The 25,248-nt window shown below is 66.9% G+C and carries 24 protein-coding genes and 2 pseudogenes; 8 read left to right on the top strand and 18 right to left on the bottom strand.

Annotated elements, in window-relative coordinates; genetic code table 11:
* Both ABY44_RS38565 and ABY44_RS38560 read left to right on the top strand, forming a co-directional pair.
* The coding region (locus ABY44_RS38565) for a hypothetical protein (protein ID WP_431642606.1) at nucleotides 1-186 on the top strand (186 nt) is incomplete at its 5' end.
* Nucleotides 187-423: 237 nt separating this feature from the next.
* On the top strand, nucleotides 424-861 hold the full coding sequence (locus tag ABY44_RS38560; RefSeq protein ID WP_230948746.1) for an ATPase: 438 nt from the start codon (nucleotides 424-426) through the stop codon (nucleotides 859-861).
* Between the two features lie 172 nt (nucleotides 862-1,033).
* On the opposite strand, the gene ABY44_RS38555 is transcribed toward ABY44_RS38560, so the two are convergent.
* The 11 genes and pseudogenes from ABY44_RS38555 to ABY44_RS38505 form a co-directional block, all read right to left on the bottom strand.
* Nucleotides 1,034-1,717, bottom strand: a complete 684-nt coding sequence (locus tag ABY44_RS38555) for a DUF429 domain-containing protein (protein ID WP_060173735.1) — start codon at nucleotides 1,715-1,717, stop codon at nucleotides 1,034-1,036.
* Between the two features lie 9 nt (nucleotides 1,718-1,726).
* A complete protein-coding gene (locus tag ABY44_RS38550) occupies nucleotides 1,727-2,251 on the bottom strand; it encodes an HD domain-containing protein (protein ID WP_021161966.1) in 525 nt (174 codons plus the stop codon).
* A 121-nt stretch (nucleotides 2,252-2,372) separates the two neighbouring features.
* Nucleotides 2,373-5,843, bottom strand: a complete 3,471-nt coding sequence (locus ABY44_RS38545; protein WP_060173736.1) for an ATP-binding protein — start codon at nucleotides 5,841-5,843, stop codon at nucleotides 2,373-2,375.
* 3 nt (nucleotides 5,844-5,846) lie between these two features.
* Entirely contained in the window at nucleotides 5,847-7,097 is a 1,251-nt protein-coding gene (locus ABY44_RS38540; RefSeq protein ID WP_060173737.1) for a metallophosphoesterase family protein, read from the bottom strand.
* Nucleotides 7,098-7,161: 64 nt separating this feature from the next.
* Nucleotides 7,162-7,688 (bottom strand): annotated as a pseudogene (locus ABY44_RS38535) (CbrC family protein).
* A gap of 78 nt (nucleotides 7,689-7,766) precedes the next feature.
* Nucleotides 7,767-8,219 (bottom strand): hypothetical protein, encoded by a 453-nt coding sequence (locus ABY44_RS38530; protein WP_431643576.1) that lies wholly within the window; start codon nucleotides 8,217-8,219, stop codon nucleotides 7,767-7,769.
* A gap of 283 nt (nucleotides 8,220-8,502) precedes the next feature.
* A complete protein-coding gene (locus ABY44_RS38525; RefSeq protein ID WP_027792225.1) occupies nucleotides 8,503-9,273 on the bottom strand; it encodes a hypothetical protein in 771 nt (256 codons plus the stop codon).
* Nucleotides 9,274-9,648: 375 nt separating this feature from the next.
* A complete protein-coding gene (locus ABY44_RS38520; protein ID WP_027792224.1) occupies nucleotides 9,649-10,191 on the bottom strand; it encodes a hypothetical protein in 543 nt (180 codons plus the stop codon).
* Nucleotides 10,192-10,520: 329 nt separating this feature from the next.
* The gene (locus ABY44_RS38515) at nucleotides 10,521-10,889 is read right to left on the bottom strand and encodes a hypothetical protein (RefSeq protein ID WP_060173739.1); all 369 of its coding nucleotides are present in this window, start codon (nucleotides 10,887-10,889) and stop codon (nucleotides 10,521-10,523) included.
* 79 nt (nucleotides 10,890-10,968) lie between these two features.
* Complete coding sequence (locus tag ABY44_RS38510) at nucleotides 10,969-12,957, bottom strand: gamma-glutamyltransferase family protein (protein WP_060173740.1); 1,989 nt, start codon at nucleotides 12,955-12,957, stop codon at nucleotides 10,969-10,971.
* A 224-nt stretch (nucleotides 12,958-13,181) separates the two neighbouring features.
* Nucleotides 13,182-14,138 (bottom strand): LysR family transcriptional regulator, encoded by a 957-nt coding sequence (locus ABY44_RS38505; protein WP_060173741.1) that lies wholly within the window; start codon nucleotides 14,136-14,138, stop codon nucleotides 13,182-13,184.
* 102 nt (nucleotides 14,139-14,240) lie between these two features.
* Between ABY44_RS38505 and ABY44_RS38500 the strand changes: the two genes are divergently transcribed.
* The 3 genes from ABY44_RS38500 to ABY44_RS38490 all read left to right on the top strand — a co-directional run bounded on the left by ABY44_RS38500 (nucleotide 14,241) and on the right by ABY44_RS38490 (nucleotide 18,059).
* On the top strand, nucleotides 14,241-15,365 hold the full coding sequence (locus tag ABY44_RS38500; RefSeq protein ID WP_060173742.1) for an aryl-sulfate sulfotransferase: 1,125 nt from the start codon (nucleotides 14,241-14,243) through the stop codon (nucleotides 15,363-15,365).
* 59 nt (nucleotides 15,366-15,424) lie between these two features.
* Entirely contained in the window at nucleotides 15,425-16,786 is a 1,362-nt protein-coding gene (locus ABY44_RS38495; RefSeq protein ID WP_431643575.1) for a uracil-xanthine permease family protein, read from the top strand.
* A gap of 334 nt (nucleotides 16,787-17,120) precedes the next feature.
* Nucleotides 17,121-18,059, top strand: coding sequence for a tyrosine-type recombinase/integrase (locus tag ABY44_RS38490; RefSeq protein WP_060173743.1), 939 nt, complete (start codon nucleotides 17,121-17,123; stop codon nucleotides 18,057-18,059).
* Between the two features lie 35 nt (nucleotides 18,060-18,094).
* On the opposite strand, the gene ABY44_RS38485 is transcribed toward ABY44_RS38490, so the two are convergent.
* From ABY44_RS38485 to ABY44_RS38465, 5 genes and pseudogenes are all read right to left on the bottom strand, one after another.
* On the bottom strand, nucleotides 18,095-18,574 hold the full coding sequence (locus tag ABY44_RS38485) for an RES family NAD+ phosphorylase (RefSeq protein WP_027792217.1): 480 nt from the start codon (nucleotides 18,572-18,574) through the stop codon (nucleotides 18,095-18,097).
* The gene (parS, locus tag ABY44_RS38480; protein ID WP_006480981.1) at nucleotides 18,571-19,026 is read right to left on the bottom strand and encodes a type II RES/Xre toxin-antitoxin system antitoxin; all 456 of its coding nucleotides are present in this window, start codon (nucleotides 19,024-19,026) and stop codon (nucleotides 18,571-18,573) included. Before parS ends, ABY44_RS38485 begins: the two co-directional genes overlap by 4 nt.
* A 372-nt stretch (nucleotides 19,027-19,398) precedes the next feature.
* Nucleotides 19,399-19,600: pseudogene (locus ABY44_RS38475) on the bottom strand (DUF1289 domain-containing protein).
* Nucleotides 19,601-20,010: 410 nt separating this feature from the next.
* Entirely contained in the window at nucleotides 20,011-20,142 is a 132-nt protein-coding gene (locus ABY44_RS38470) for a hypothetical protein (protein ID WP_269113176.1), read from the bottom strand.
* 91 nt (nucleotides 20,143-20,233) lie between these two features.
* Nucleotides 20,234-20,875, bottom strand: coding sequence for an HD domain-containing protein (locus ABY44_RS38465; protein ID WP_059700019.1), 642 nt, complete (start codon nucleotides 20,873-20,875; stop codon nucleotides 20,234-20,236).
* A 214-nt stretch (nucleotides 20,876-21,089) separates the two neighbouring features.
* Here ABY44_RS38465 and ABY44_RS38460 point away from each other — a divergent pair, with 214 nt between their 5' ends.
* The gene (locus ABY44_RS38460; protein ID WP_060082795.1) at nucleotides 21,090-22,055 is read left to right on the top strand and encodes a GlxA family transcriptional regulator; all 966 of its coding nucleotides are present in this window, start codon (nucleotides 21,090-21,092) and stop codon (nucleotides 22,053-22,055) included.
* Between the two features lie 322 nt (nucleotides 22,056-22,377).
* Complete coding sequence (locus tag ABY44_RS38455; RefSeq protein WP_027792214.1) at nucleotides 22,378-22,689, top strand: DUF4148 domain-containing protein; 312 nt, start codon at nucleotides 22,378-22,380, stop codon at nucleotides 22,687-22,689.
* A 7-nt stretch (nucleotides 22,690-22,696) separates the two neighbouring features.
* On the opposite strand, the gene ABY44_RS38450 is transcribed toward ABY44_RS38455, so the two are convergent.
* A complete protein-coding gene (locus ABY44_RS38450) occupies nucleotides 22,697-23,005 on the bottom strand; it encodes a hypothetical protein (protein WP_060173744.1) in 309 nt (102 codons plus the stop codon).
* Between ABY44_RS38450 and ABY44_RS38445 the strand changes: the two genes are divergently transcribed.
* On the top strand, nucleotides 23,004-23,717 hold the full coding sequence (locus ABY44_RS38445) for a dienelactone hydrolase family protein (RefSeq protein WP_059700023.1): 714 nt from the start codon (nucleotides 23,004-23,006) through the stop codon (nucleotides 23,715-23,717). The two genes, ABY44_RS38450 and ABY44_RS38445, sit on opposite strands and share 2 nt — an antisense overlap.
* Nucleotides 23,718-23,850: 133 nt before the next feature.
* Here ABY44_RS38445 and ABY44_RS38440 read toward each other — a convergent pair.
* Nucleotides 23,851-25,248 (bottom strand): efflux transporter outer membrane subunit (locus ABY44_RS38440; protein ID WP_431641500.1); only part of this gene is annotated, 1,398 nt, incomplete at its 5' end.

Raw genomic sequence — 25,248 nt, 5'->3', positions numbered from 1 at the left:
CGTTTTCAGCAGCAGAGAAGCGAGATTATGAACCGTGTTTCGCAGCTCGTCAACAACTTTTTACACTACATCGTTGCGACTGCGGGGCTCAACTTCCTTAGCCAGCCGCGCGCCCGACACTGCAGCACACCACCAGCTTCGCCTCCCCTTCCGCGCCGCGTTTCCGTTAGCGCGAAAGAGGCGTGATTCTAAGCACCCGCCCCCATCTGCGCAAGCCCTTTGTGAAAATATTTTGAAAAGCCCCCGTGCGCTGGCGCGCACGGGGGCTAGCCTCACGACGAGCCGCGTCGTCGCAACGCGATCCAACCTCTATTGGTGTGACGTATGCCTCTCGTTCCCCTTATATATACGGACGCGGAACGGGCAAGGAATCCGGTGCTGTCGAGTATCATGCCGCGACCGAACCACGCACTCATATCCACGATGGACAGCACGACTCAACCCGGCGACGCCGACCTTCGCGACGAATATGCAGCGCTCCGCGAGCGCGCCATCATCCTGGAAGAACAGGCTCCGCCGCTTCTGCAACACATCTCGGATGTATTGCCGCGAATCAGCGGCGAATCCGAACTGGCCGACGAGCACCGCGAGCGGCTCGTCGGCGCGCGCAACGCGGCAATGGTCTCGATCGAAAATTATCAGCAGGCGATTCCCTTCCTGCAGACGGCCGACTCGATCATCGAGCAACTGGACAAGACGCCCGAGCGTGACGAAGACATCGAGTGGCGCGAATCGCTGCTGCAACGGCTCGACGAACTGATCGACGTCGCAGTCGTGATGATCGACGACGCCGAAGGCTACTTCGAACAGGCACAAGCCTGCGACCTGTCCAGCGTGCCGAAAGCCATCCTCGAGGATTGAGTAACGCAGCCCGGAATAGCGTAGCGCGCCGGCGTAACGCCGTGTGCGCCAGCCATTCCGAGGCTTGCCGGCCGGCAATCGCAGCCTGACACCCTCGCCGGCACACCGGCCGCGCCCCTCCCGAAAAAGCTCACCTTTTTGCTACGCGCCTCGCCCGGGCCGCGCGACACAACTACGGTGCGTCGAGAGCGATCGTCTCGTTCACGATCGGCACGCGGATATATCCGCCCTCCGTATCGCCATACGCGTGCGCATTCCCGTCGATGACGTATTGCGCGGTCAACGCGCACAGGGTCGCGTCTCGCGCATCGACGGACTTCAGCGTCGACACGTCGATCCCCAGCCGCTCCAGCAACTGCCGGCGCTGGTTGCGTTTCTGCTTCGCCGACGCAACAGTCTTGCCCAGCATTGCGCAGGTGATCGCATAAGGATAGGTTTCGAAGCTCGCGCGCCCGCCCGCATAGCGCGCGCCGGTCAGCAGCGGATAGGCGTCCGCGAGTGCGCGGTAGACGCGCTCCCCCATGAACATCCAGTCGAAGAAACCTGACGTGCTCGCGATCGCCTGCTCCCGCGACGGCGTCGGAAAGCATGAGATCCGTTCGCGCGCGAGCGCCTGTTCGGCCGCCCGGCGCCCGCTCCCCGTCCACCACAGGCTCGGTGCGTCGACACCGACGGCCACGACGTCATGGGCAAGACACAGCGCAGGCACCGCTTCGGGCGCGATCCGTTCCTCGCGGCAAACGACCATTGGTCCGCGCAGGATCACGAGATCGCATTGCTTCTTTTCGCCACCCACATCGACACCCGCCACGGCCGGCGATTGCCGCGCGGATCCAGCGGATCGGGCCGATCGCATGCGGGCGCCTCAGTCCGCCGGCCGTGCGTCGTAGGCGGCGTCGAAGATCGCTTCGAGACCGGGATGCACGCCGCGCATCGGGTCGACGACCGACTTCGCCCAGTCGAAGTACGCCTGCTTGCGCTCGAGCGGCCAGTCCGCGGGCGGATGCCGTGCGATGTCGCGCAGGTTGCAGATCTTGTCGGCCAGCTTCACGAGCTTCGCACGCCGGCTGATGGTCGCCGCATGCTCGACCTGCAGGCGTTTGCGCTCTTCCTTCGGCAACGACTTGTCGTCGGTGACTTCCATCACGATGTCCGCCACGTCCTTGCCGAACAGCCGCAGCAGCTCCTGCTCGGTCGTTTCCGTATCCTCGACCGTGTCGTGCAGCACGGCCGCGACGATCACCCGCTCGTCCTCGACGCCGGCCTCGTTGGCCAGCACGTCGGCGAGCGCGATCGGATGATTGATGTACGGCGACGCTTCTTCGTCCTTGCGCCGCTGATTGCGATGCTTGTCCGCCGCGAACGCGATGGCGGCTACCAGCTTTTTCACATTCCCCCCTCGTATGGCCAGACCCGCGACCGGCAGAACCGGTCGCGCGCATTTCGGAACCGCACATACTACCTGCACGCGATGACCGCGCCCGTGCGCCGGCATCCCGGCACACCCCGCATCACGCGCTCACCGGCGCGCGCTGCAGCTCGACCACGTTGACCTGCGCACCGAATACGTCCCTCACGAGCGGCAGCAGGTGGTCGTGGTGCGTCAGGAACAGCACCTGGGTTCGCGTCGACAGATCGCGCAGCGCATCGAGGCCGGCCTTCGCGCGCGCGTCGTCGAAGTTGATGAACAGATCGTCGGCCACGAACGGCAGCGCGGTCCGGCTGCCGAGCTGCAGTTCCAGTGCCGCGATCCGCAGCGCGAGAAACAACTGGTCACGCGTGCCTTCGCTCAACCCGGCAACCTCGACCGACGCGCCCTTCGTCCGCCGTGCATACAGGGCGGGCGGCGTCCGTTCGGTATCGACGGTCAGCCGCGCGAATTCGCCCAGCGTGAGCCCGGCGAAGATTTCGCCCGCACGCCTGAGCATCGGCCCCTGCTTCTGGTCGCGATAGCGATCCGTCGCCCACTTCAGCAACCGGCTCGCGGTGGCCGCTTCCAGGTACTGTTCGGCTGCATCGCCCATCGCCGCCAGCGCTTCCTGCCGTTTCGACTCGGCAACGGCCGCGTTCGCCTGGCCGTCGATCGCGCCGAACGCCTGATCGGCCACGACCTGCTGCTGTGAAAGCTCATTGAGCCGCTTGCCGACATCGCCGAGCGATTGCTTCACCGCTTCGAGGTGCGCTGGTACGTCGGCGATGTCCTGCTCCGCGACTTCGGCTTCGACGGCGGAGCGGGACAGGCCGTCGCCGTCGCGCACCAAAGCCTCGTGCGCGGCATCGACCGCCTGCCGCAGCAGGCGCTGCCGGTCCGAGCGTTCGGCCAGCGGCAGCGCGGCATCGATCGACACGACACCGGCCAGTTGCAGCAGCGGCTGGATGCGTGCATCGGCACCGGCCACCGCGGCAGCAGCATCCGCGACCTTGCCGTCGGCCTGCCGCACGGCCTCGTCGGCCCGACCGATCGCACGCGCGATTTCCCTGGCGGCGGCGAGGCGCATCGTCAGCCGGCGCGCGACGTCCGGCCAGTCGCCGCTCGTCAGCCATTCCGGCGCGAGCGCCGCGGCAAGCCGCCGTGCGCCCGCCTCGAGCGCGGCCAGTTCCGCGCGGATCACGGCGATCCGGTTGCGCGGTGCGTCGGCATCGGCCAGTTCGGCGGTCACGGCGTTGGCAAGCGCGAGCGCACCTTCCGCCGCGGCCAGCGTCGCCGCGCTCGTGGAAAGCTTCGCGTCGGCCAGCGCGTCCCGCCATTGCGCGTGCCACGCGTCGTAGGCCGCCTGCGCGTGGCCGGCCCGCGATTGCGCCGTCGCGCATCCGCGTTCGGCTTCCCGAGCGCGCTCCTCGAGACTGTCCTGCTGCGCGAGCGCTTTCTCGGCCGACTGTACGAAGGCCTCGGCGGTCGCGACGAGCGCCGCCAGACCGTCCGACTCGCCGCCTCGCGACACGGTACGCAGCGCAGCGCGCAACGCGGCTTCGGCACCGGCCCGCGCGGCGCGAATCGTGTCGAATTCGCGACGCTGGCGATCGAGATCGGCCTGCGCGGCGAACACCGTGTCGCGCTTCGCAAGCCAGTCGCCCATCGCCGCCAGCGGCATGCCGGGCACCGCGGCCGTCGTCGCGAGCGCGGCCCATGCGTCGCGATGCGCGGCGAGCTCACGTTCGCGCTCGTCCAGCGCGGCCTGCCTGCGCGTCACGCCCGCACGCGCGGATTCGACCTGCTGACGCAGCGACTGCAACGTCGCCGCTGCCTGCGTCGCACCCAACTGCGCGTCGACGAGTTCGTCCGCAAGGCGGATCGCATCGTCGAGCGCGGGCGCGCCCGTTCCGAGATCGATCGCGCCGCTGCGGATATCGCCCCATGCGCCGTCGCGCCGCGCGCGCGCTGCCAGCACGTCGGCGGTCGTGACGACCTTGTGGTTCTCCGCGAAGTGCTTCTCCTGCAGTTCGAGCCGCTCGAGCTCTTCGAGCGCGCCGTCCCGTGCGTCGCGTGCGGCAGCGGCCGCGCTCGCGCGTTCGCTGTCCTCCTTCAGCAGCGCGCCGAGCCGTGCCACCGACGGCACGTCGAGCGCGCGCAGCGCGTCGACCGGCATGCGCCACCGGCCGAGCGCATCGAGTGCGCCGGACAGTGTGCGTTCCGCAGCAGCGATTTCCTGTTCGAGCGCCTGCTCGCGCTGGCCGCTGTTGCGAAAGCCCTGCGCATCGGCCAACGCCGCGCGCAGCGTTTCCGGCACATCGACGGTCGACAGGCGCGCCTGTTGTTCCTGCACCTGTGCAAGCTCGCGCGTGCGTTCGTCGAGCGATTCGCGCGCGCCGGCCAGCGCCTGGTGCAGCGCACCGTGTTCGCGCAACAGGTTGGCCACGGTCTTCAGCGACAGCGCCGTCGGCAGCGACGCTCGCAGCGACGCTTCGTCCGTCGGCCAGTCGAGCTGGGCAGCCGCGGCGAACGCGGCGGACAGGTGCCGCTCGACGTCCGCACCCAGCAGCAGCAGATCCTGCGCGTGATTCATGCACGCGCCGCGCAGCCGATCGAGCGCTTCGATGTCGGCTTCGAGTGCCAGCGTGTCAGCGTCGGCGTCGATCGCATCGCGCGCCTGCCGTTTCGCGAGCAGGTCGGCACGCCGTTCCTCGAGCACCTTCTGTTCGGCCGCGAGATCACCCTGCGCCTTCAACAGATCCGCATACGCGGTGGGCGGCAACTCGACGACCGCGCCCAGTTCCGCGAGCGCCGCGTCCTTGACCGTCAGCTCCTTGAGGTACGGCGCCAGCCGTCGCACGCGCTCGAGCTTCGAGCGCAGCGCTTCGAGCCGGCGCTGTTCCGCGCGCGCCTGCTCGATCTGCTGTTCGACCGCTTCGCGCGCGTCCTTGCGTTCGACCCAGTCGCGCGTACGCACCTGAACCGTCTTCAGTTCGGTCACGGCTTCGTTGAACGACGTTTCGGCAAGTGCAAACGCGCTGCCGCTGCGACGCGGCGCCCACAGCTCGAGCGCACGCGCATCGAGCTCCTCGCGCACCGGCCCGAGACTGCCGACCCCGGCGGCCGATTCGAACAGCACCTGGCCGAGCTTGTCGGATGCGTCGAGAATGCTCCGGCCGCCGTCGACCAGGCGCCCGTGATCGAGCCCGAACATCTGCTCGAAGAATTCGCGCGTGGCGCCGTCGAGAACGGCGGCCAGATAGTCGTCGGGCAATCTGTCGTCGGCGGGCGTGCGCAGCGGACTGCGCCCGCGGGCGCGGTGGAACGCGAGTTCGCCCGTGCCGCTCTCCAGCACGCCGCCGATCCGCAGTTCCGGTGTGCTGTGCAGGAAATCGAGCGGCGTCTGCAGTTTCATCCCGAACAGCAGCTCCGACACGGCCGTGCGGATCGTCGACTTGCCGGCCTCGTTCGGCCCCACGATCACATGGAAATCCTCGCCGGCCGACGGAAAACGCAGCGTCTCGTCGGTGAACTTGCCGTACTTGATCAGATCGAGCTGGTTGATCCGCATCGCTTACTCCCCCCTCGCCAGCCGCGCAAGCAACGCGGGCCCGACCTGCTCGACGAGCGCCGTGAGCTCGCCCGCGCGTGCCATCGCCAACAACGGCACCTCTTCCTTCACGTCGCTGCGCACCTTGCCGACGAACGGCTTCAGGTCGCGTTCGAGCAACTCGAGGAAATCCGGATCGCGCGCGGCATCGGCCAGGATCTGCTTCAGGTCCTCGAGCGCTTCGAGCTGCTCGCTTTCCCCCTGCTGATGATCGGCCGCGGACGTCGCGAGCCGGACCTTCTCGAGCCACAGCCGCTCGTTGCCGATGATGCCGATCTGGTTCAGCACCTCCGCACGCAACTGCGGCGCGCGGCCGAAAAAGAGGCCGTGGGCGGGCGTCCGCCCCGCGACCGTCACACGCACCGCGCGCGGCACATGGCCGTCGACAGTCAGCAGCGCTTCCAGCGACTGGCCGATCTTTCTCGACAGGTCGGCGACGGTCAGGCAATCGGACGCGTCGACCGACACGGCTTCCCAGCGCAGCACGTCGAGATACAGACGCTCGACCTGCGTGCGGCCTTGCTCGACCGTCACGAGCACCGCGCCGCGGCGGCCCGTCTCGCGGATATGGCGCCCCTGCAGGTTGCCGGGAAACACCACGGTGGACGGCCCCGACCATTGCTGGAATTCGTGCACGTGGCCAAGCGCCCAGTAGTCGTAGCCTTTCGCATGGAGTTCGGCCAGCGTGCACGGCGCATAGTTCGCGTGCGCCGCATAGCCTTCGAGCGCCGTATGCAGCACGCCGATGTTGTAGTAACCGGGCACCGGGTCCGGATAGCCGATCGCGAGATTGTCGACGACGGCCTTGTCCTTGAAGCTCTGCCCGTGCAGCGCGACTTCGAATTCAGGCAGCTTGTGGGTTTCCGCCTTGCGGTGGCCGAATACGGTGACGTTGTCGGGCAGCGTCAGCTTCTTCGTCATCTCGCTTTCGGCATCGTGGTTGCCGCCGAGAACGAACGCACGGATGCCGGCCTTGCGCAGGCGCCCCATCTGCTGGCCAAAGAAGATGCCCGTGTTGTGATCCTTCCAGTCGCCGTCGTACAGGTCGCCTGCGATCACGAGGAATGCAACCTCCTCTTCGATCGCACGATCCACAAGTTGCCGCAGCGCCTCGCGCGACGCGTTGCGCAACTGCGCGGCCGGCGCGTCGGGATACGCGCTCAGGCCGTGCAACGGGCTGTCAAGATGTATGTCTGCCGCGTGGATGAACTTCACGAAGATTCCTCTGTTTCATGACGATAAAACCGGCGATCGCCGCGCGATGCCGTGAGCCAGGCCATCAGTCGCAATCCTGGTAGCCGCCGGGTTCGCCGCAACGGATACAGCGGAACATATACGCGGTCGGTGAACCGTCCTTGTCGAGTGCGGCAAGGAAATGCTCCCACTCCGCGCCCTCGTCGAGTCCGGTCGATTCCCGAATCGACGCGACTGCCTGCGGGCCGAGCGCGCGCAGTTCTCCGGCACCCGCACGACCGATGAGCTGCGCGGCATCGCCGCAATGCGTCCGCCACCGCTCCTGCTGCCAACCCTGAAAGCCCGGCGTGCGACAAGCGATTTCGCTGACGACCGCGTCGGGCACTTCGTCCCATTCGCCGCCGCCGATGCCGTACGTGTCGGTGAAGGCTGCGCCGAACCGTCGGCGATGCACCATGGGCAGAGGCAATTCTCATACTCGTCGACCGCATGCACGGGGCCGGCGTATACGTAACCACGTGCATCGCCGCAACACACGCAGCGCGCGTCCGAGCGGATCACACTGCCCGTTGCCGGCGGGTCGGGATGGTACCTGAAAGCGGGTAACGACATGACGCTCTCCGTGGATCCGGAAGGGAGGGAAGCACGCGATGCGAATTCGAATCGCCATCGTGCCACGGGATGACCGTGTTACCGCGGTACCTCGGCCTCGACAAACGTGCCGTTCACGAAACGATAAACGCGATGCAACGCACCGCCATGCGCAACATATTCCCACCGGATGTCGATGGCGGCCGGATCGTCGTGCCACGCGATCGCCAGGTAAGGCGATTGAGTTCCACCGTCGGTTTCGAGAGAAACGGAATCGAGACAGCTTTGGACCGGCAGCGAGAAACGTGGCACCGCACGGGTGCCGCGCAGTTCCAGCACGTAAAGCGACCCTTCTTCGCCCGCGCCGCAATATCCGGTCGGACGGCTGCTCGAAGAGCGATTGACGACGACCAGCAGATAGTCGTTGCCGTCGATCCGCTTCGAACGGCCCGACGGAAACGCAACGCTCGATGCCTCGGCCAATGCACGACGCAGCGCGGCCGGCACGATCAGTGCCGATTTCGTGTGGCGGGCCGCATCGACCTCGAACAACCTCGGGCTCGCCCATTCGATCTCGTGACCGTTGGCGAGCCGCACCGATTCTGGCGCCGGCGTTTCGGCGAATGCAACGGCGGCATTCGAGGCCAGCAGCGCCAGCGCCGCGAGCTTCAATGCAATCGACGATCTCGTCGAGCCGATCCATGCTCGCAAGAATCGCGCAGGATCGTCGCGAGGTCCGTCGCATGCGCCGGCATGCCGCTCGGGCCGCGGCGACCCAGGATCGCCGCGCGTGCATCGTTCGCCGCGACGCGCGCGGCCGATCCACGACGCAACGTCACTCGCCGCGCGGCACCGGCGGCGGAGCATAGCCGTTGTCATTGCCGGGGAACGGATTCGCGTTGCGGCGCAGTGCTTCCTCTTCATTCTCCTTCTGCGCGAACAGCGCGACGCCGATCACGCCGACGTTCGCCGAATCGCCGTACTTCGAGTTCGCGACGTAGCTGTCGGGCACCGCCGCGAAGCGGAACGCGGCGACTTCGTCGCGGCTCTTGCGGAAGCCCTCGATCGTCAGCGTGCGGCCCGGATACAGCACGTAACCGCCATTCGTGTAGCTGCCCGGCCGCCCCGACAGCACGTCGAGCCCGTCGACGGTCGACACGACTTCGAACGTGCGGCGCCCCTGGTTGCGCAGCACGATCATGTAGCGCGAACCTTCGACGCCCGCCATGTGCCAGCGGCCGTTGCTGCGCGCGAGACGCAGCGGTGCACCCTTTTCGTCCGTAAACGACAGCGCGATGTCGCCGTTGGCGAGCGCGACGCGGGTCGGCAACCGGCGAACCTGGGACGCGGGCGGATGTCCGGGCAGCGCATCGTTGTAATAGACCGACGCGAGATCCGTCGGCTTCGCCGGATCCGCACGTTCGAAATCGACCTGGCGGGTTTCGGATCGCACCGACTCGCCCCATGCAGTGCCGAGCCCGCGGCGTTCGCTGGCATCCGGTGCGGCGGCGGACGCGCCGGTGCTGGCGGACGGCGGGGGCGGCGCTGCGCAGGCGGCCAGCCAGAGCACGCAGGCGAGCGCGAGAAGACGAAAAAGGATGGTCATGACGTGAGGCCTCGGAATGTTATCGGGCCGCACCGGACTGGCCGGAACGGCATTTTGGTGTCGTCTGTCGTCACGATGTCGATCGGACATGCTGGCCCGTGTCGGCCGGCACCGCGATCCCGGTGGCCCGGCGACCGGGAGCCCCGCTATTTAAGCATGGCGGGCGGGCAATGGGCAGGGGGCGCGCACGCCGCCCGTTGCGGGCACGTGCCGGCGGCCCCAGGCAAAGGCGCGCATACGTGTCGCGTCGCCGGACCGGTGGCGAACGTCGACGCATCCCCGTATCGAGGATGCGTTGAACGGCGCGCCGAGCGCGCCAATAGAAAAGCCCGGCCCGCATCGAAGCGGGCCGGGCCTTGACGGGAAGCGTGACGCTTACAGCGCGCCGCCTTGCGCGGACGCCGAACCCTTCACACCGACCGATGCGCCGCCCTGCACCGCGTTCGTTGCACCTTCGAGCGCCTCACCGGCCTTCGCCTTCGCGCCGCCGGCGACGTCGCCTGCCGTCGACACCGCGCCTTGCGCATGGCTCTTCGCCTTGCCCGCGACATGCTTCACGTGCGCTTTCGTCGAGTGGACGGCCGATGCGGCGGCATCCTTCGCCGTGCCCGCTGCCGAACCGACCGCGTGCGTCGCACCGCCCACCGCGTTGCCGGCCGCCGAGCCCACGTCGCCGACCGTCTTGCCGACGCCGTTCAGCGCGCCGCCGACGACGTTGCCCGCGCCCGAACCCGAGCCTGCCGCGTTCGCGCCGGCGCCGGCCTGCACACCCACGCCACCGCCGAGCAGCGGCGTCTGAACCTGCGCGCCGACACCCGCGGAACCCTGGGCGCCGGTTTGCGCCGTCTGTGCGAACGCAGCCGAAGTCGCCACTGCCGTCAGTGCAGCACCCACCAGAATCGTACGGATCTTGTTCATGGTCATTCTCCCCAAAGACGTTGTTGCTGCGGGCCGCCTTCGTGCGGCTTGTCGCATGCCTCGCCGCGACGTGCGGCAGGTGGAGCTAATGTAGCGGCGCGAACGCGCAAAACGATTGATTTGCGGGGACTGTTACTTCGGTTGCAAATGCTGACGATTGATTCACACAGTTTGACAATCGGAGGATTGCAACGGAATCGGGACGGTGTAGTCCGACGGACGGGGAGAGTCTGGAGGCGTGTCGCGCGGTGCATTCCGCGACGGAGCCAAGGCCGATCGCCGCGGATCGGAACCAGACAGGCGAAACGGCCGGAAGCGACCAGAAACGGCTAGCAGGGAAACCGGCCGCTTCTATAAGCATTCCAAAGGACGCTCGTCGGCCAGCCGTCGGTACGGCCTGACAACCGGCTTCTCGCGATCAGCTCGATGTCGTCGGACACGCACGCCGCCACGCCGGCATGCCCCGATGCGCCGAACGCGAGCTTGAACGCCTTTTCCCTCAACGCATCCACGGCCGGCCGGTCGAGCGATGCGCCCGGATCGCCGTCGATTTCGTCGAACGACGCCATCCACTGCGCATCGAACGGCTCGGCGTCGCGACTGTCCAGCGCGCGGTCGCAATCCAGGTCGGCGAGGAAATCGAAAAAGCCCGGCGCCGACAGGATGGCGTCCATTTCAAGCAGATGCGCATGCATCATTGCGGCTCCTTCACGATGCACGGCCCCGATCGCCCGTCGGCCAATACGGGCAGATCGGAACCGCACGCGTACCGCCCGATTATGGCCGGAACGTATTGCCGAGCACGACGCCTTCACGCCGCGGATCGGTGCCGCCCTGCAACGCGGGCGACTGGCCGACCGTCACGCGCATCACCGTGTTGACGCCGCTCGCCTGCGCGGACGTCGAAACCTTGTGCCCGAGCGCGAGCAGCCCCGTGATCAGCGGATCGTTCGCCCCGTTGTTCGCCGTGTTGACGTTCGGATGCTCGCCGCCGATCGTGGTCGTCGGGCTGTTGCTTGCGCCGAAATCGACGAGCCCGGCGGACTGCTGCGCATCGAGACCCCAGTCGAGCGCGCCGACGAGCGTCTTGACCACGTATTGCGGAATCGTGCCGCCGCCCGGCGAACCGGTCGCCATCACGAAGTCACCGCGCGAGCCGTCCGCGGCCTGACCGAACACGATCGTCGGCGCCATCGAGCTGCGCGGCCGCTTGCCCGGCTGCAGGCGGTTGGCCACCGGATTGCCCGAACTGTCGACCGGGTTCGCGGAAAAATCGGTCAACTGGTTGTTCAGCAGGAAGCCGTTGGTCATGTGGAACGAGCCCATGCTCGACTCGACCGTGGTCGTCGCGCTCAGCACGTTGCCGTCGCCGTCGACGATCGTGAACTGGTTCGTGCCGTGCTCGATCAACGTCGTGTCGACCCCGAGCGGTACCGCACCGAGATCTCCCGGCTGCGCGGTACCCATGCTCTTGGCCGGGTCGATCAGCGCCGCGCGCGATTTCAGGTAAGGCTTGTTCAGCAACGTATTCCACGTGCCGCCCGGCAGCGGCACGAAATCCGTGTCGGCCACGTATTTGTCGCGGTCGGCATACGCGAGCCGCTCGGCCTCGGTGATCAGGTGCACGCCCGCGACGGTCGGCTTGCCGCCTTCGAGATCGATCGCCGTCGGCTTCAGCGACTTCAGATCGTAGTTCTCGAGAATGCCGAGTGCCGACGCGACCGCGATGCCGCCCGACGACGGCGGCGGCATCCCGCACACCCAGTAGCTGCGATAGGTCGTGCACACCGGGTCGCGGCGCTTCGCCTGGTAGGCGGCCAGATCCGCGACGGTCGTCTTGCCCGGCGTGAGCGTCGAGCCATCAGCGCCCTTCGTCGTGGCGATCTTCGCGACGATGTCCTGCGCGATCTGCCCCGTGTACAGCGCGTTCGCACCCGACTGCGCCATCAGCGTCAGCGTGCGCGCATACGCCGGATTCTTCAGCACGGTGCCGAGTGTCTTCGGCGAACCGTCGGCGTTCAGGAAATACGCGGCGGCCTCGGGGTCGCGCTTCAGGTTCGCGGCGTTCGCCGCGATCGCGTCGGCGAGCCGGCCACCGATCGGGAAACCGTTGGTCGCGAGCGTGATCGCATCGCCGAACAGGTTCTGCCACGGCAGCCGGCCGTGATCCTGCTGCAGCGCCTCGATGAGCCTCGGCACACCGATCGTGCCGATCGAGCGGCCGCTCGCACGCGCATTCGGCAGCGGCGCGGAGTGGTCGGTCGCATCGTCGACATAGCGCAGGTAGTTCTCCGTCGCGGCGGCCGGCGCGGTTTCCCGGCCGTCATACGCCTGCAGCGTCTTGCCGCGCGCATCGTAGTAGAGCAGCACACCGCCCGAGCCGAGGCCCGTCGCTTCGGGCACGGTCAGCCCGAGCACGGCCTGCACGGCGACCGCCGCGTCGGCGGCCGTGCCGCCTCTCTTCAGCACCGCGCAACCGGCCGCGCTCGCGTAGGCGTTCGACGTGGCGACCAGATACGTTTTCGCATAGACGGGCTTCATCCCGGTGCGATAACCGGACGACGCTTCCGGCAGTGACGGGTCGCCCGGCTGGTTCGACCCGACCACGACAGTCGAGCCGCTGTTGTCGATTGCGAGACAACTCGTGTCGGCCGTGGGTGTCGTCGTGGCACCCGTGTCGGTTTCGATGTCGTTGCCGCCGCAGGCCGTCATCATGGCGGCCGCGAGCAACGCGGACGCATACGGAAAGATCGCTGTTCTGTTCATTGTCTGCCGATGTTCTTGTCAGTCGTTGCGAGGGACACCACGCTGCCTGCGCCCCCCTCGGTGCGCCGACAACGCATTCGATAGTCCCATGAACAAATTTTTTTCCGCAATAAGGGAATGAAGTAATGCAGCCGGACGTTGCACGCACAACGTCACGACCGCACGCGCGCGGGTACGCGTGTTGCACTGCATCGCAGTGCGATGCGCTCGCGTGGCCGCTGTCGTTATCGCGCTGCCCGGCGGCGCTTGCCGGCCGTTCGGCCGTCGCGCGCGAAACCGACTTCCATCGCTTCGATCGCGTCGGAGAAGAACTCGAGGAACATCGTCATGGCGACAGTCGCGCTCATGTCCGCCCGTTGGTAGATGCAGCTGAACGAGCGCGCGCCCGCATCGGTAAGCGGCGTCCACGCGAGCCGGCCGGCAGCCACGTCGTCCGCGACGTTCTCGGCGATCAGGAAGCCGACGCCCGCGCCTTCGGCCGCGAGGCGCCGCACCATCGGCACCGAACCCGTCTCGACCAGCGGCCGCACGTTGCGCGGCTGTCGTGCATCGATCTGGTCGAACATCGCGCGCAGTTCCGTGTCGGGTGTCATCAGGATCAGCGGATGCGCGAAGCAGTCGCGCATCCGCACCTTTCCGCCTGACGCCGCGAGCGGATGGCCGGGCGCCGTGACGACACCCAGCGGCTGGGCGAACGCCCGCACCTCGACGACGCCCGCCGACGTGCGCCGGCGCAACGCATAGCCGATGTCGGCCTCGCCCGTCTCGACCCAGCGCACGATGCTTTCGCCGTTTCCCGAGCGCACGCTGTACGTGACGCCCGGATAGCGCTGCATCGCGGCGAGGATCGCGTCGGGCACGAGCTTTTCCGCGGTCGATGCGGGCACCGCCAGGTTCACGTGGCCGCGCCGCAGCGCGCGCAGGTCCTCGACCTGCGTGAGCGCGTTGTCGAAGTCGCGCTGACCGCGCCGCACGGCCGCGATCACGATCTCGCCGGCAAGCGTCAGCTGCATGCCGCGCGGTAGCCGGTCGAACAGCGGCACGCCCACCTGCTCCTCGAGATTGCGGATCTGCTGGTGCACCGCCGCGGCGGTCAGGTGCAGCGCGTCGGCCGCCTTGCGAATCGAGCCGCGTCGCGCGACTTCGTCGAAACAGCGGAATGCCTGCGATATCGAACGCATGAGTGATCCGTTAGTTTTTTCCGAACAGGCCGTCAAGAATAATCCGATTTTACTGATCGCCCGGATCGTCTAGATTGCGCTGCATCCCCGTGTCCGATTCGAATGGAGAGTGCAGTGACAACCGTCGACCAGATTACCCAGCGCCGCCGTGGCGTCGGCCTCATCGCCCACGATCCCGCACTGTCCGCGGGCGGCTATACGCTCATCGCGCCGCAGACGGCCGACGGCAACGTCTATCTCGTCGGCATCGACGGTGAAGTCGCGCATCAGTGGAAGATGCCCGTGCGCCCCGGCCGCCATGCGGTCATCCTCGCGAACGGCAACCTCGGCTACAACGGCAATCATCCGCACTCCGAATCGCGCTATGCGCCGTGGTCGATGTGGCATGGCGGCGACTTCTACGAAGTCACGCCGCAAGGCGAAACCGTGTGGCGCTACGAGGACCCCGCGCATCATCACGACGCGCAGTGGCTGCCGAACGGCAACCTGCTGTACGCCGCGTGCGAACCGGTCGACGCCGCGTTCGCGCGGCGCGTGCCGGGCGGCACGCCGCACGGCGACGACGAAGTGATGTATGCGGACGTGATCCGCGAAGTGAACCGGGCCGGGCAGATCGTGTGGGAATGGCGTGCGCGCGAACACCTGCGACCCGAGGATTTCCCGATCGCGGCCGGCTTCGGGCGCTATCACTGGCCGCTCGTCAACGGCCTCGCGGTCGACGCGAACGGCCGCGTGCTGATGAGCCTGCGCACGACGTCGGGCATCATCGGGGTGAGCCGCGAAACCGGCCGCGTCGACCTGCGGATCAGGCCCGACGTCGTGTCGCACCAGCACGCGCCGGTGCCGCTCGCGAACGGCAACATCCTCGCGTTCGACAACGGCAATTTCCGCCACGGCGCGCACGTCGTGTTCTCGCGCGTCGTCGAGATCGATCCGGCGACGCAGCGCGTCGTGTGGTCGTATGCGGACGACGTCGTGAACCTGTTCTACACGCCGTTCATGGGCAACGCGCAGCGCTTGCCGAACGGCAACACGCACGTCACCGAATCGTCGACAGGCCGCCTGTTCGAAGTGACGCCCGCCGGCGAGGTCGTCTGGGAATACGTGATTCCGTGGTTCGCCGAATACCCGGACGAAGCCGCGCGCAAGACCGGGCCGGGCCAGCTCAACAGCGTGTTCCAGACGTTCCGCTACAGCGCCGCGCAACTGCCCTGGCTGCGGGCCTGACCTTGCCGTTCACCGCCGGTTTCCGGCGCTCGTCGCCGTTCGCTTCCGAGGGGCCTGCCGTGTCGCACGATCCGGTCCCAACGCCCGTCGATGCACGGCTGCCCGCGTGGCAGCTCGCGCTGTTCGGGCTGCAGCACGTGCTGTCGATGGCCGCGTCCCCGATCACGGCTGTGTTCCTGATCGCAAAAGTGCTCGCGCTGCCGGCGGACCTGACGGTCCAGCTGATCGGCGCGACGTTCTTCGCCTGCGGGATCGGCACGTTGCTGCAATCGCTCGGCGCCGGCCCGATCGGCGCGCGCATGCCGTTCGTGATGGTGCCCGGCGGCGCACCGACGATGCTGTTCGCCGGCATTGCCGCGCAATCGGGCCTGCCAACCGCCGCCGGCGCGGCGCTGCTCGCCAGCGCGTTCTACTGGGTACTGCTGCCCGTCTTCACGCGTTGCCTGCGGCTCTTTCCGCGCATCGTCGTCGGCGCGATGCTGCTGCTCGTGTCGATCAACCTGATCCGGATCTACGCGACGATCGTCGTCGGCCAGCCCGGTTCGGCCGACTTCGCCCAGCCGCGCGCGCTCGGTCTCGCGCTGGCGACGATCGTCGCCACGGTCGTCGTCGCGGGTGCGTTCCGCGGCACGCTCGGGCGCCTCGCGGTGCTGATCGGCCTGACGGCCGGCGCAACGCTCGGCTGGGCGCTCGATGCGATGCCGGCGCTCGCCGACGTGTGGCACGGCCCGCTGTTCACGCATCCGGTATGGCTGCCGTTCGGGATGCCGCGCTTCGACGTGCTGGCCGCGCTGCCGCTGCTGATCTTCACCGCGATCTCGATGGCCGAGGCCACCGCGCAGACGGTCGCCGTCGGCGAAACGTGCGGCAAGCCGATCTCGCTGTCGCGCGACGTGCCGAAGACGATACGCGGCGATGGGCTGGCGTCGCTCGCCGGCGCGCTGTTCGGCACGCCGCTGATCGTGACCAGCGCCGAGAATATCGGCGTCGTGCAGACGACCGGCGTGCGCTCGCGCTACGTGACGGCCGCGGCCGGCGCGATCCTGATCGTCATCGCGCTGTTCGCGCCGCTCGCGCGGCTCGCGTATGCGATTCCGGCCGCGGTGGTCGGCGGCACCGCGCTCGTCGTGTTCGCGATGATCGGCGTAATGGGGATCCGGCTGCTCGCCGGCGTCGACCTGCACGCGCGCGCCAACCAGTACACGCTCGCGGCCGCACTCGTCGTCGGCCTTGCACCGATCCTGGTGCCGAACCTGTATCGCCATTTCGGCTCACCCGTGCAGATCGTGCTCGGCAACGGCATGGCAGCCGGCACCCTCGCGGCCATCGCGACGCAACTGGCGTTCGCCGCATTTGCGCGGCTCAGTGGACAGGCAAGCGCGACACCGGTTGCGGCTTCTTCGCCTTCGCGCGACGGTTGATGGTGGCGGCTGGTGACGTTGCGCGGTGTCGCGTGCCGGCGACATCGCACGCCGAGCAGCCGGTTCGTTTGCGATTGCCGGCCCGACACCCAGCCTCCTCACACGACGGGCCGGGTTCATGACGGTCAGCCACGGATGATCCGGATGCGGACCCCGACGCGATGGAACTGGGTGCCGGACGCACTCCGTTTCTTCAACACGCTGCTGCTCGCTTGCCTGGCCCGGCACAACGACTGCATCGTCGACGCACGTCCCGCGCACTGACGCACCGGTTGCGTCGGACTGGCCATCTGACCGATTGCCGGAGCCTCCGCGTTCCGGCTATAAATCGTGCATGGACACGAATCGCTGGACCCACGACCCCGTCGGCGCCTTCCGGGCATGGCAGGAAACCGCCGCAACCGGCGCCGACCGCCGGCCGTTCGCGCCGCGTTCGGTCGTGCAGCACGTCGCGATGTTCGAACGGTTCCTGCGTCATCTGATCGCGCACCGCGTGTCGCTGGCCACGTTCGGGCCCGACCACGTCGCGGCTTTCCTGGCGGAACTCGAGCGCACCTGTGCGCCCGGAACGTCGACTCGCGTGCGCTACGCGAAGCTGATCGACCGACTGGGCCGGCATCTGGTCGAAGCCGGCGTGCGCACGATTCATCCGGCCGGCCGGACGACGCGTGATCTCGCATGGCCGAACGGCGAGCCCGAACCGTGCTACCTGCCGCCCGACGCCGACGCGGCGCTTCAGCACCACGTGCAGCCTCGACCGGACGACACGCCGGCCGATTGCCGGAATCGCGCGATCGTCGCGCTGCTGCTCGCGAGCGGCATCACTTCGGCAGAGATACGTGCAACGACGCACGACGCGCTCGATCTCGACGCGCAGCCGCCGGCACTATCCGTGCCGCGCGATCGGGCGCGGCCGGCGCGCCGGATCACGCTCGCCGAATTTTCACTGGCGCCGCTCGCCGCATGGCGTGCGCACTCGGCCGACGCGCCGGCATCCGCGTTGCTGTTTCCCGCACCGCGCGGCGGTGGCGCGATGAACGACATGTTCCTGCTGCTCGTGGTGCGCGACGCGCTGAGCACGATCGGCTTCCATGCGGCGGACATCAGCCCGCGCGTGCTGCGCAATACGGTTGCGCGCCGCCAGTTGCTTGCGGGCCATGCACATGCCGACGTCAGTACGATGCTCGGTCTCGTCAGTACGCGAACGGTCACGCGCCTCCGGCAGACGCTGCCACCCGATGCGGCAGCGGATCGCGCCGCACACGAGCGCTGATCCCGCGTCCGGCGCAGGCTCCGTCGTCCGGTTCCCTATTCACCGGGCTTCGACTGGACCAGCCGCAGAATCCGGGTGTCGTACGGTGATTGCATCACTTCGGCAATACGGGCCTCGGAAGCAGCCGGATGCAGTGGATTCAGCAGGAAGTTGTGCGCGTGCGGCACGACGACGCTCGGCACACGCAGCAGCGCGCTCGGCTGCGTGTGCAGCCACTCGGTACCGGCGCTGCGGGTCCAGTCGACGTTGGATCGCCAGTCGTCCGGCGCGTCGCCCTCCGCAATTTCGGCGATATCGACCGAATCGGCCACCTCGATGCGAAGCAACTGGTACCCGCTCGGCAATTGCGCGACCGTGGCGATCTCGAAATGAACGAGCGTCTCGAGCAGCGCGAGCGCCGGATGCTCGGCGAGATACACGACGGGCTGCCCGGCGAAATGCCAGCGACCGCCGGCGCGCAACCCGCCGATGCCTTTCAGGTCGGCGAAATTGCTGATCCGCCACAGCGTCGTCAAGCGAAATACCCCTCGTCGATCTGCGTGAGGGCTTCCTCGACGAGCCGCGCACCATGCTCGGTGCTCGCCATGTCGAGCGACGTGCGGCCGCCGAAGCGCTGGAGCCCGTTGCGCAGCCACGCCATCGCCTTGTCCTGGTCGCCGAACGTGGCCGTTGCCTGCGCGACGATGCGCGCGAGACGGATCGCCTTGTCGGATTCCTCGGGCGACAGGCGTTCGTGCGCCTGGCGACGATGGCTCAGCGTGCGGCGCGGAATGATGAAGGCCAGTTCATCCGATTTCAGCCCGCGCTCGGACAGCCGGTCGATCACCGAGACGTCGACGCGCGCGCTCGCCAGCTCGGCAAGATCGGCCCCCGATCGGACTCGGATCGCCAGCAGTTGTTCGAGAATCGTGAATTCGGCCTGACGCGGATGCGCGACGCCCGAAGGATGAAAAGCAATGGTGCTCATGACTTCTCCCGGCAATTTGCCCAATCATTATAGGCGTTTTGCCAGGAACTGGCGGAAGGTGGATGGAGAGTGTGGCTGTGGTGGAGGTCAGGGCGTCTGCAAAGGCCGGGGCGAACATGACCCACCTGCCTGGAGGCGCGTTACTTGGGGGGGCGAATCGAAGATTCGCCCGGGTGACGGAAGGCACTTGTTCAGTATATAAAGTCGTGGAAATATCACGTGGTTGTCACGTAACAACATCTTTACTGATTTCATCCGCTCCCAATCCGCCGCCCATTCTTCCTGACAAGGCCGAGAGGTTCGCCAAGGACACGGAGACTTCGTCAAGCGCGGCCCCCCGTCCCCGGCACTGGGAACGCCGCTCCTGGCAACTCACCGTTCGTCACGACGGAAACACATCGCAGCGCCTCGCACCGGATGCGTTCCCATATCGCACGTTTCTCGTCGTCGGTCATGAACACCCGGTGCGAGACGTCGTCCGACATTCGGCCTCCCCCTTGCAGGTATCGTCGAACAGTGTCGAGCACACATCGACACCGGGGCTGTCGGATAGGTAGTGAGGTGTGGGCGCCATCGAAACACTCGTATGGGTCGAAAATCCGGCAGCGCAACGAATCACGCCCCCATACACGGCTACCTTTCCGCTGGTGATGCAGCGATGCCGTGTCGCCGTACCGCCCGGCTTGCTTCGACGACACCGCAAGCCGCACCCATGTCGCCGTGATGTCCACGCCATATGTCGATCCGGCCTTCGCACAGTTGCCGCCTTGTCGTGGAGGATGTTCTGCGACTCTCCCCGAAGATCCAACGCGTGGTGCTGTCCAACAAAGTCGGCCGCACCAAGTACACCGGTGAACGTCGGAAAACATGCAACCGCCTGCCGATTGCCGTGAAGGTTTTCGCCCTTGTGTATCGGCTAATGCCATGCGCCACAGCACACGCCGTACGCACCGGCATCATTCGCACGCGTGCGCTGCTCCGGAATCACTTCGCGATCAGCCAAACGTCCTGCGACGGCGCGGGGCCGCGCGGGCCGATCGTCTGGATGTTGACGTCATCTTCGACCGGCGCGCCGTTCGCTCCGATCAGCTTTCGATCGTTCAACTGGTCCAACATGATCGCATTCCTGAATATATGTGAATCGCGATTCGTGTTCCGCGCACGATCTCCGTTCAGCAGCGGAGGTCGTGCGCCATACCGCGAACAATCAGCCCGCCCACGCGGACGACCGGATCACGCTGCAGAAGTTGCCGGCGTGGAAATGCGGATCCTTGTCGCCGAGCACGTCGGCCTTAACGTTGCCGAACGTCGTGTCGGGCTTGTGCCTGATCCCGTCGTAGAACGCCTGGATGATGTCTTCCTTGAAGTGCGGCGTACGCGGATGCGCACGGACGACGGCCTCGCGTTCAACGTCGCTGTATTCCGGATATTTCAGGCCCAGCACATCCATCTCGACACCCGCGGTCACGAGCGCGATCACCGGATGCATGTGCTGCGGGATGCCCGGCGTGGTATGCAGTGCGATCGAAGTCCATACCACATCGATATCCTGCTGCGAGATGCCCTTGCCCTTCAGGAAATCGCGGGCGGCGTTGGCGCCGTCCACCTCGAACCGCTCGCACGCGCTGCTGTGTTTGTGCGTGAGCCCCATGTCATGGAACATGCAACCGCAGTAGAGCATCTCGGGATCGTATTTCAGACCGCGCCGCTGGCCCGCGAGCGCAGCGAAATAGAAGACGCGGCTGGAATGATGGAACAGCAACGGCGACGCGGTATCGCGAACGAGTTCGGTGATCTCGCGCGTCAGTTGGCTATCGGGAATGGTGATGCCTGCAACGTTCTCCGTCATGATCGACCTCCATTGAAAACACCCTTGATTCTCCGGATCCCGATAGCTGTCTCCAATAGACGCATTACGTCAAATCCTGCCATTTTGCGCGACAGACGGACACGGTGCCCGTACGGCAAGAAGAACGCCGGAAACAGGCTCCGCCGCGCGCTCCGTGCATCGCCGGCCCCTCTATACTGCCACCCGTCACGTTCGAAACAACACGCAATCGATCATGCCGAAGGTCGTGGGAATCTTCGCCGTTCCGGGCGTTCAACTGCTCGACGTCTCCGCACCGCTCGACGTCTTCGCGCAAGCGAACGCCGAATGCGGGAAACCGTTCTATACGTTGCGGATCATTGCGGGCGAGTCCGGCCCGATCCGCAGTTCGTCCGGCGCGCAGCTGCTGCCCGACTGGATCGTTCCCGACATTCCCGAGCGCATCGACACGCTGCTGGTCGCCGGCGCGCCGAGCGCCGGCCGGATCGCACTGCGCACCGACGTGCTCGCGTGGCTGCGAGCGGCGGCCGTGCAGAGCAAGCGCTACGGCTCGATCTGCACCGGCGCGTTCATCCTCGCGGCCACCGGCCTGCTGAAAGGGCGTCACGTGACCACGCACTGGGCTGCCGCGGACGCGCTTGCCGAAGCCTATCCGTCGCTCGCCGTCGACGCGGATGCACTGTACGTGCGCGACGGCAAGCTGCGCACCGGCGCCGGCGTGACGGCCGGGCTTGATCTCGCGCTCGCGCTGGTCGAGGAAGATCTCGGCCGCGAGATCGCGCGGCGCGTCGCCGCGCAACTGGTCATGTTCTTCAAGCGACCGGGCGGGCAACTCCAGTTCAGCCGCAAGGGCGAGGCGCGCCCCGCCGGGCGTTCGGTACTGCAGGAGGTCCAGCGCTGGATCGCGGCCAATCCGGAACTCGAGCACTCGGTGGCGGAGATGGCGAAGCATGCAGGCATGAGCCCGCGCCACTTCGCTCGGCTGTTCCGCGCGGAAGTCGGCATGACGCCTGCCGCATGGGTCGAGGCGACCCGGATTTCGGCAGCCCGCCACCTGCTCGAGAACGGCCACGACACGCCGAAACAGGTCGCCGCGAAATGCGGCTTCGCGAACGTCGATACGCTCAGGCGGTCTTTCACCCGGCACGTCGGCATCACACCTGCCGAATACCGGAAACGGCAAGCAGTCCTGGCCGAGTGACGCGGCAGTACGCACGCGATACGACACGAACGATGATGTCGTCAGCCCCACTCGAACACTTCGGAATACGATTCATTCATCGTGGTCCGGCCACTTGCCGATCGACGACATCGCTCCATTGACGGCCTCGCCCGTGGCCCAGAGCAAGCGCCGGACAGGCCCGCAATCGTCAGACGAAATACTCACCCGTTCAGATCGTTTACCCAGTTGCAATAATTATTCGCTGGAACGCGTATTTCCGACCGGTAACGCGATCGCTACGATGCAATCAACCGCTGAACGCAACAAGCGAAGCGCGAAATCAATGAAACCGGAGGTCGTCATGAAGTCGTTCATCTACGCTGTCGTCGCCGCAACCGCCCTGTCCGCCTCGTACGGCGCATTCGCACAGTCTAATCCGTCGGGCCAACTGACGCGCGCCCAGGTGCGCGCGGAACTCGTCCAGCTCGAACAGGCCGGCTACAAGCCCGAAGTCTCCGATCAGTATTACCCGCGCGCGCTGCAGACCGCACAGGCCCGCGTGACGAACGCCGATGAAGCCGGCTACGGCGCGCAAGCCGCCGCTGGTGTGCGTGCCGGCCGCGCGATCGCGGTCAAGCAGGACGGCCGCGACTCCGTGTATTTCGGCCAGTAAGCGCCCGTCACGCGCCGGCGTATTCCGACACGCGCGGCACACCGCACAACACCCCGCTCCCGTTCAAACGGGGCGGGGTGTTGCTTTTCGGCCATCCGTTCCGGGAACGAATCGCCCCCTCATCGCACGCGGTCTTGCGAACGCCGTGCCGTTCACGCAGGCAGCCTGTGTTTGCGCATAGAATGGCCGCGTGGTCGGCGCCGGCCGAAACGAACGCGAGCGGAAACCACGACGCCCGGCTTGCCCGATCGTCGCCGCGCCGCAGGCCGGCCCCGATGCCGCACTCATCGCATTTTTCGAAAAGGAGCGGTTTCATGTCTCAAACATCCGGTTCCATGATCACGTTTCGACGCCCGGACGGCCAGGAACTGCAGGGCTATCTCGCCACGCCGGCAAAAACCGAAGGCGCGCCCGCGGTCGTCGTCATCCAGGAATGGTGGGGGCTGAACGACCAGATCCGCGGCGTCGCGGATCGCCTCGCGCGCTGCGGCTACTTCGCGCTCGTGCCCGACCTGTATCGCGGCAAGTCGACGGTCGAGGAAGAAGAAGCGCACCACCTGATGACCGGGCTCGATTTCGGCGACGCGGCCTCGCAGGACATTCCGGGCGCCGTGACCTATCTGAAGACGCTTGCGTCGCGTGTCGCCGTAACGGGTTACTGCATGGGCGGCGCACTCACGCTGCTGTCGCTGCAGTTCGCCGATGCGGACGCGGGCGTCACGTGGTACGGTTTCCCGCCGCTCGACTACCTCGATCCGGCGAAGCTCAAGGTGCCGCTGATGGGCCACTGGGGCACGCAGGATGCGTTCTTCGCGATCGACCAGGTCGATGCGCTCGAGAAGAAGCTGACCGACGCGAAGGTCGGTTTCGAATTCCATCGCTATCTCGCGCATCATGCGTTCGCGAACGAAACGGCCGTCGGCCCCGGCCGTATCGCCGGCACGCAGTTCGATCCGGTGTGGTCGCAAATGGCATGGGATCGCACGCTGACGTTCTTCGGCCGCACGCTTTGGACAAAGCAGGCGTAGCGCAACATCGCTTCGGATGTGAGCAGCCGAGCAATAAGAAAACGCCACGGATTTTCATCCGTGGCGTTTTCGCTTTTGCATCTCGCCGGTCCGGCAGGCAGAAGCGGTTGCCCGCTCCTGCCCCGCCTTTCACTTACCCGTTCGTCGCCGCCGACGACGCAGGCGCCGGAGCGGCCGCCTTGTCGTAGTCGACCGGCGCATCCGGCGCGCGCGGCGTCTCGCCGGCCCGCTGGATCCAGCCGCCGCCCAATGCGCGGTATAGCGTGACGAGGTTCGTCCAGCGCGCCAGGCGTGCGTTGATCAGCGTCTGCTGTGCCGAGTACAGATCCGTCTGCGCGGTCAGCACCGACAGGTAGCTGTCGACACCATTCTTGTAACGCAGGTCCGACAGGTCGAAACGTCGCTGCTGTGCGTGCTCGTTGCGCTCGAGCGCCGCGATCTGCTGGTCGTACGTGCCGCGTGCGGCAAGACCATCCGCCACTTCGCGGAATGCCGACTGGATCGCCTTCTCGTAGTTCGCGATCTCGATGCGTTTCTGCACGTTCGCGAGGTTCAGGTTCGCGATGTTCTGCCCGCCTTCGAAGATCGGCATCGTGATCTGCGGCGCGAACGACCACGCCGCCGTGCCGGCCTTGAACAGGCCGCCCAGCGTCGAGCTGCCGGTGCCGAATGCGCCCGTCAGCGAGATGCGCGGGAAGAACGCCGCGCGTGCCGCACCGATGTTCGCATTCGCGGCCAGCAGCGTCTGCTCGGCCTGCATCACGTCCGGACGACGTGTCAGCAGATCCGACGGCAACCCGGCCGGCACGTCCGTCAGCAGGTTCTGCGCGTCGAGCGGCATGCCTGCCGGCAGGTCGTCCGGCAGCGGCTCACCGATCAGTTGCACCAGCATGTTCAGTGCCTGCGCACGCGCACGCGCCTGCTGCTGCTGGTTCGACAGCGCCTGCTCGACCACCGTCTGCGCCTGACGCAGCTCGAGCTCGGAGCCCGTGCCGTTGTCGAACTGCAGCTTCGTCAGGTCGCACTGCGCCTGAGCGGACTTCAGCGTGTCCTCCGTGACCTTCAGCAGGTCGTCGGTCGACAGCAGCGTCAGGTATTGATCGGCCACCTGCGACACCAGCGAGATCTCGAATGCCTGCCGTGCATACGACGTCGACAGGTATTGCGCGAGTGCCTGGTCTTTCAGGCTCTGCACGCGGCCGAACAGGTCGAGTTCCCACGACGCGGACAGCCCGACGTTGTAGTTGCGCGAGATCAGCGGCGCATTGGTCGTCGACAAGCCCTGCGGAATGCGCTGGATGCTGCCCGTGCCCGTGCCGTCGAGCGTCGGGAACAGCTCCGCGCGCGTGATCTGGTACTGCGCGCGCGCCGCCTCGATGTTCAGCACCGACACGCGCAGGTCGCGGTTGTTTTTCAGCGCGATCTCGATCAGCCGCTGCAGGCGCGGATCGACGAAGAACTCGCGCCAGCCGATGGCGGTCGCCGCCTGGCCGTTCGCGCTGCGCGCGCCGGCCGCACCCGGCTGCGTCGC

This window comes from Burkholderia sp. ZZQ-2 (genome assembly GCF_050768715.1).
Classification (GTDB): domain Bacteria; phylum Pseudomonadota; class Gammaproteobacteria; order Burkholderiales; family Burkholderiaceae; genus Burkholderia; species Burkholderia cepacia.
The sequence above is the reverse complement of the archived record's forward strand: the minus strand, read 5'-3'. Positions and strand labels throughout refer to the sequence as shown.

What these genes read in the sequence shown, in the direction of transcription:
- ABY44_RS38560 (WP_230948746.1), top strand. Translation starts at nt 424, where the DNA reads ATGGACAGCACGACTCAACCCGGCGACGCCGACCTTCGCGACGAATAT.
- ABY44_RS38555 (WP_060173735.1), bottom strand. Translation starts at nt 1,717, where the DNA reads ATGCGATCGGCCCGATCCGCTGGATCCGCGCGGCAATCGCCGGCCGTG.
- ABY44_RS38545 (WP_060173736.1), bottom strand. Translation starts at nt 5,843, where the DNA reads ATGCGGATCAACCAGCTCGATCTGATCAAGTACGGCAAGTTCACCGAC.
- ABY44_RS38525 (WP_027792225.1), bottom strand. Translation starts at nt 9,273, where the DNA reads ATGACCATCCTTTTTCGTCTTCTCGCGCTCGCCTGCGTGCTCTGGCTG.
- ABY44_RS38520 (WP_027792224.1), bottom strand. Translation starts at nt 10,191, where the DNA reads ATGAACAAGATCCGTACGATTCTGGTGGGTGCTGCACTGACGGCAGTG.
- ABY44_RS38515 (WP_060173739.1), bottom strand. Translation starts at nt 10,889, where the DNA reads ATGATGCATGCGCATCTGCTTGAAATGGACGCCATCCTGTCGGCGCCG.
- ABY44_RS38510 (WP_060173740.1), bottom strand. Translation starts at nt 12,957, where the DNA reads ATGAACAGAACAGCGATCTTTCCGTATGCGTCCGCGTTGCTCGCGGCC.
- ABY44_RS38505 (WP_060173741.1), bottom strand. Translation starts at nt 14,138, where the DNA reads ATGCGTTCGATATCGCAGGCATTCCGCTGTTTCGACGAAGTCGCGCGA.
- ABY44_RS38500 (WP_060173742.1), top strand. Translation starts at nt 14,241, where the DNA reads ATGGAGAGTGCAGTGACAACCGTCGACCAGATTACCCAGCGCCGCCGT.
- ABY44_RS38490 (WP_060173743.1), top strand. Translation starts at nt 17,121, where the DNA reads ATGGACACGAATCGCTGGACCCACGACCCCGTCGGCGCCTTCCGGGCA.
- parS (WP_006480981.1), bottom strand. Translation starts at nt 19,026, where the DNA reads ATGAGCACCATTGCTTTTCATCCTTCGGGCGTCGCGCATCCGCGTCAG.
- ABY44_RS38470 (WP_269113176.1), bottom strand. Translation starts at nt 20,142, where the DNA reads ATGTTGGACCAGTTGAACGATCGAAAGCTGATCGGAGCGAACGGCGCG.
- ABY44_RS38465 (WP_059700019.1), bottom strand. Translation starts at nt 20,875, where the DNA reads ATGACGGAGAACGTTGCAGGCATCACCATTCCCGATAGCCAACTGACG.
- ABY44_RS38460 (WP_060082795.1), top strand. Translation starts at nt 21,090, where the DNA reads ATGCCGAAGGTCGTGGGAATCTTCGCCGTTCCGGGCGTTCAACTGCTC.
- ABY44_RS38455 (WP_027792214.1), top strand. Translation starts at nt 22,378, where the DNA reads ATGAAGTCGTTCATCTACGCTGTCGTCGCCGCAACCGCCCTGTCCGCC.
- ABY44_RS38445 (WP_059700023.1), top strand. Translation starts at nt 23,004, where the DNA reads ATGTCTCAAACATCCGGTTCCATGATCACGTTTCGACGCCCGGACGGC.
- ABY44_RS38450 (WP_060173744.1), bottom strand. Translation starts at nt 23,005, where the DNA reads ATGAAACCGCTCCTTTTCGAAAAATGCGATGAGTGCGGCATCGGGGCC.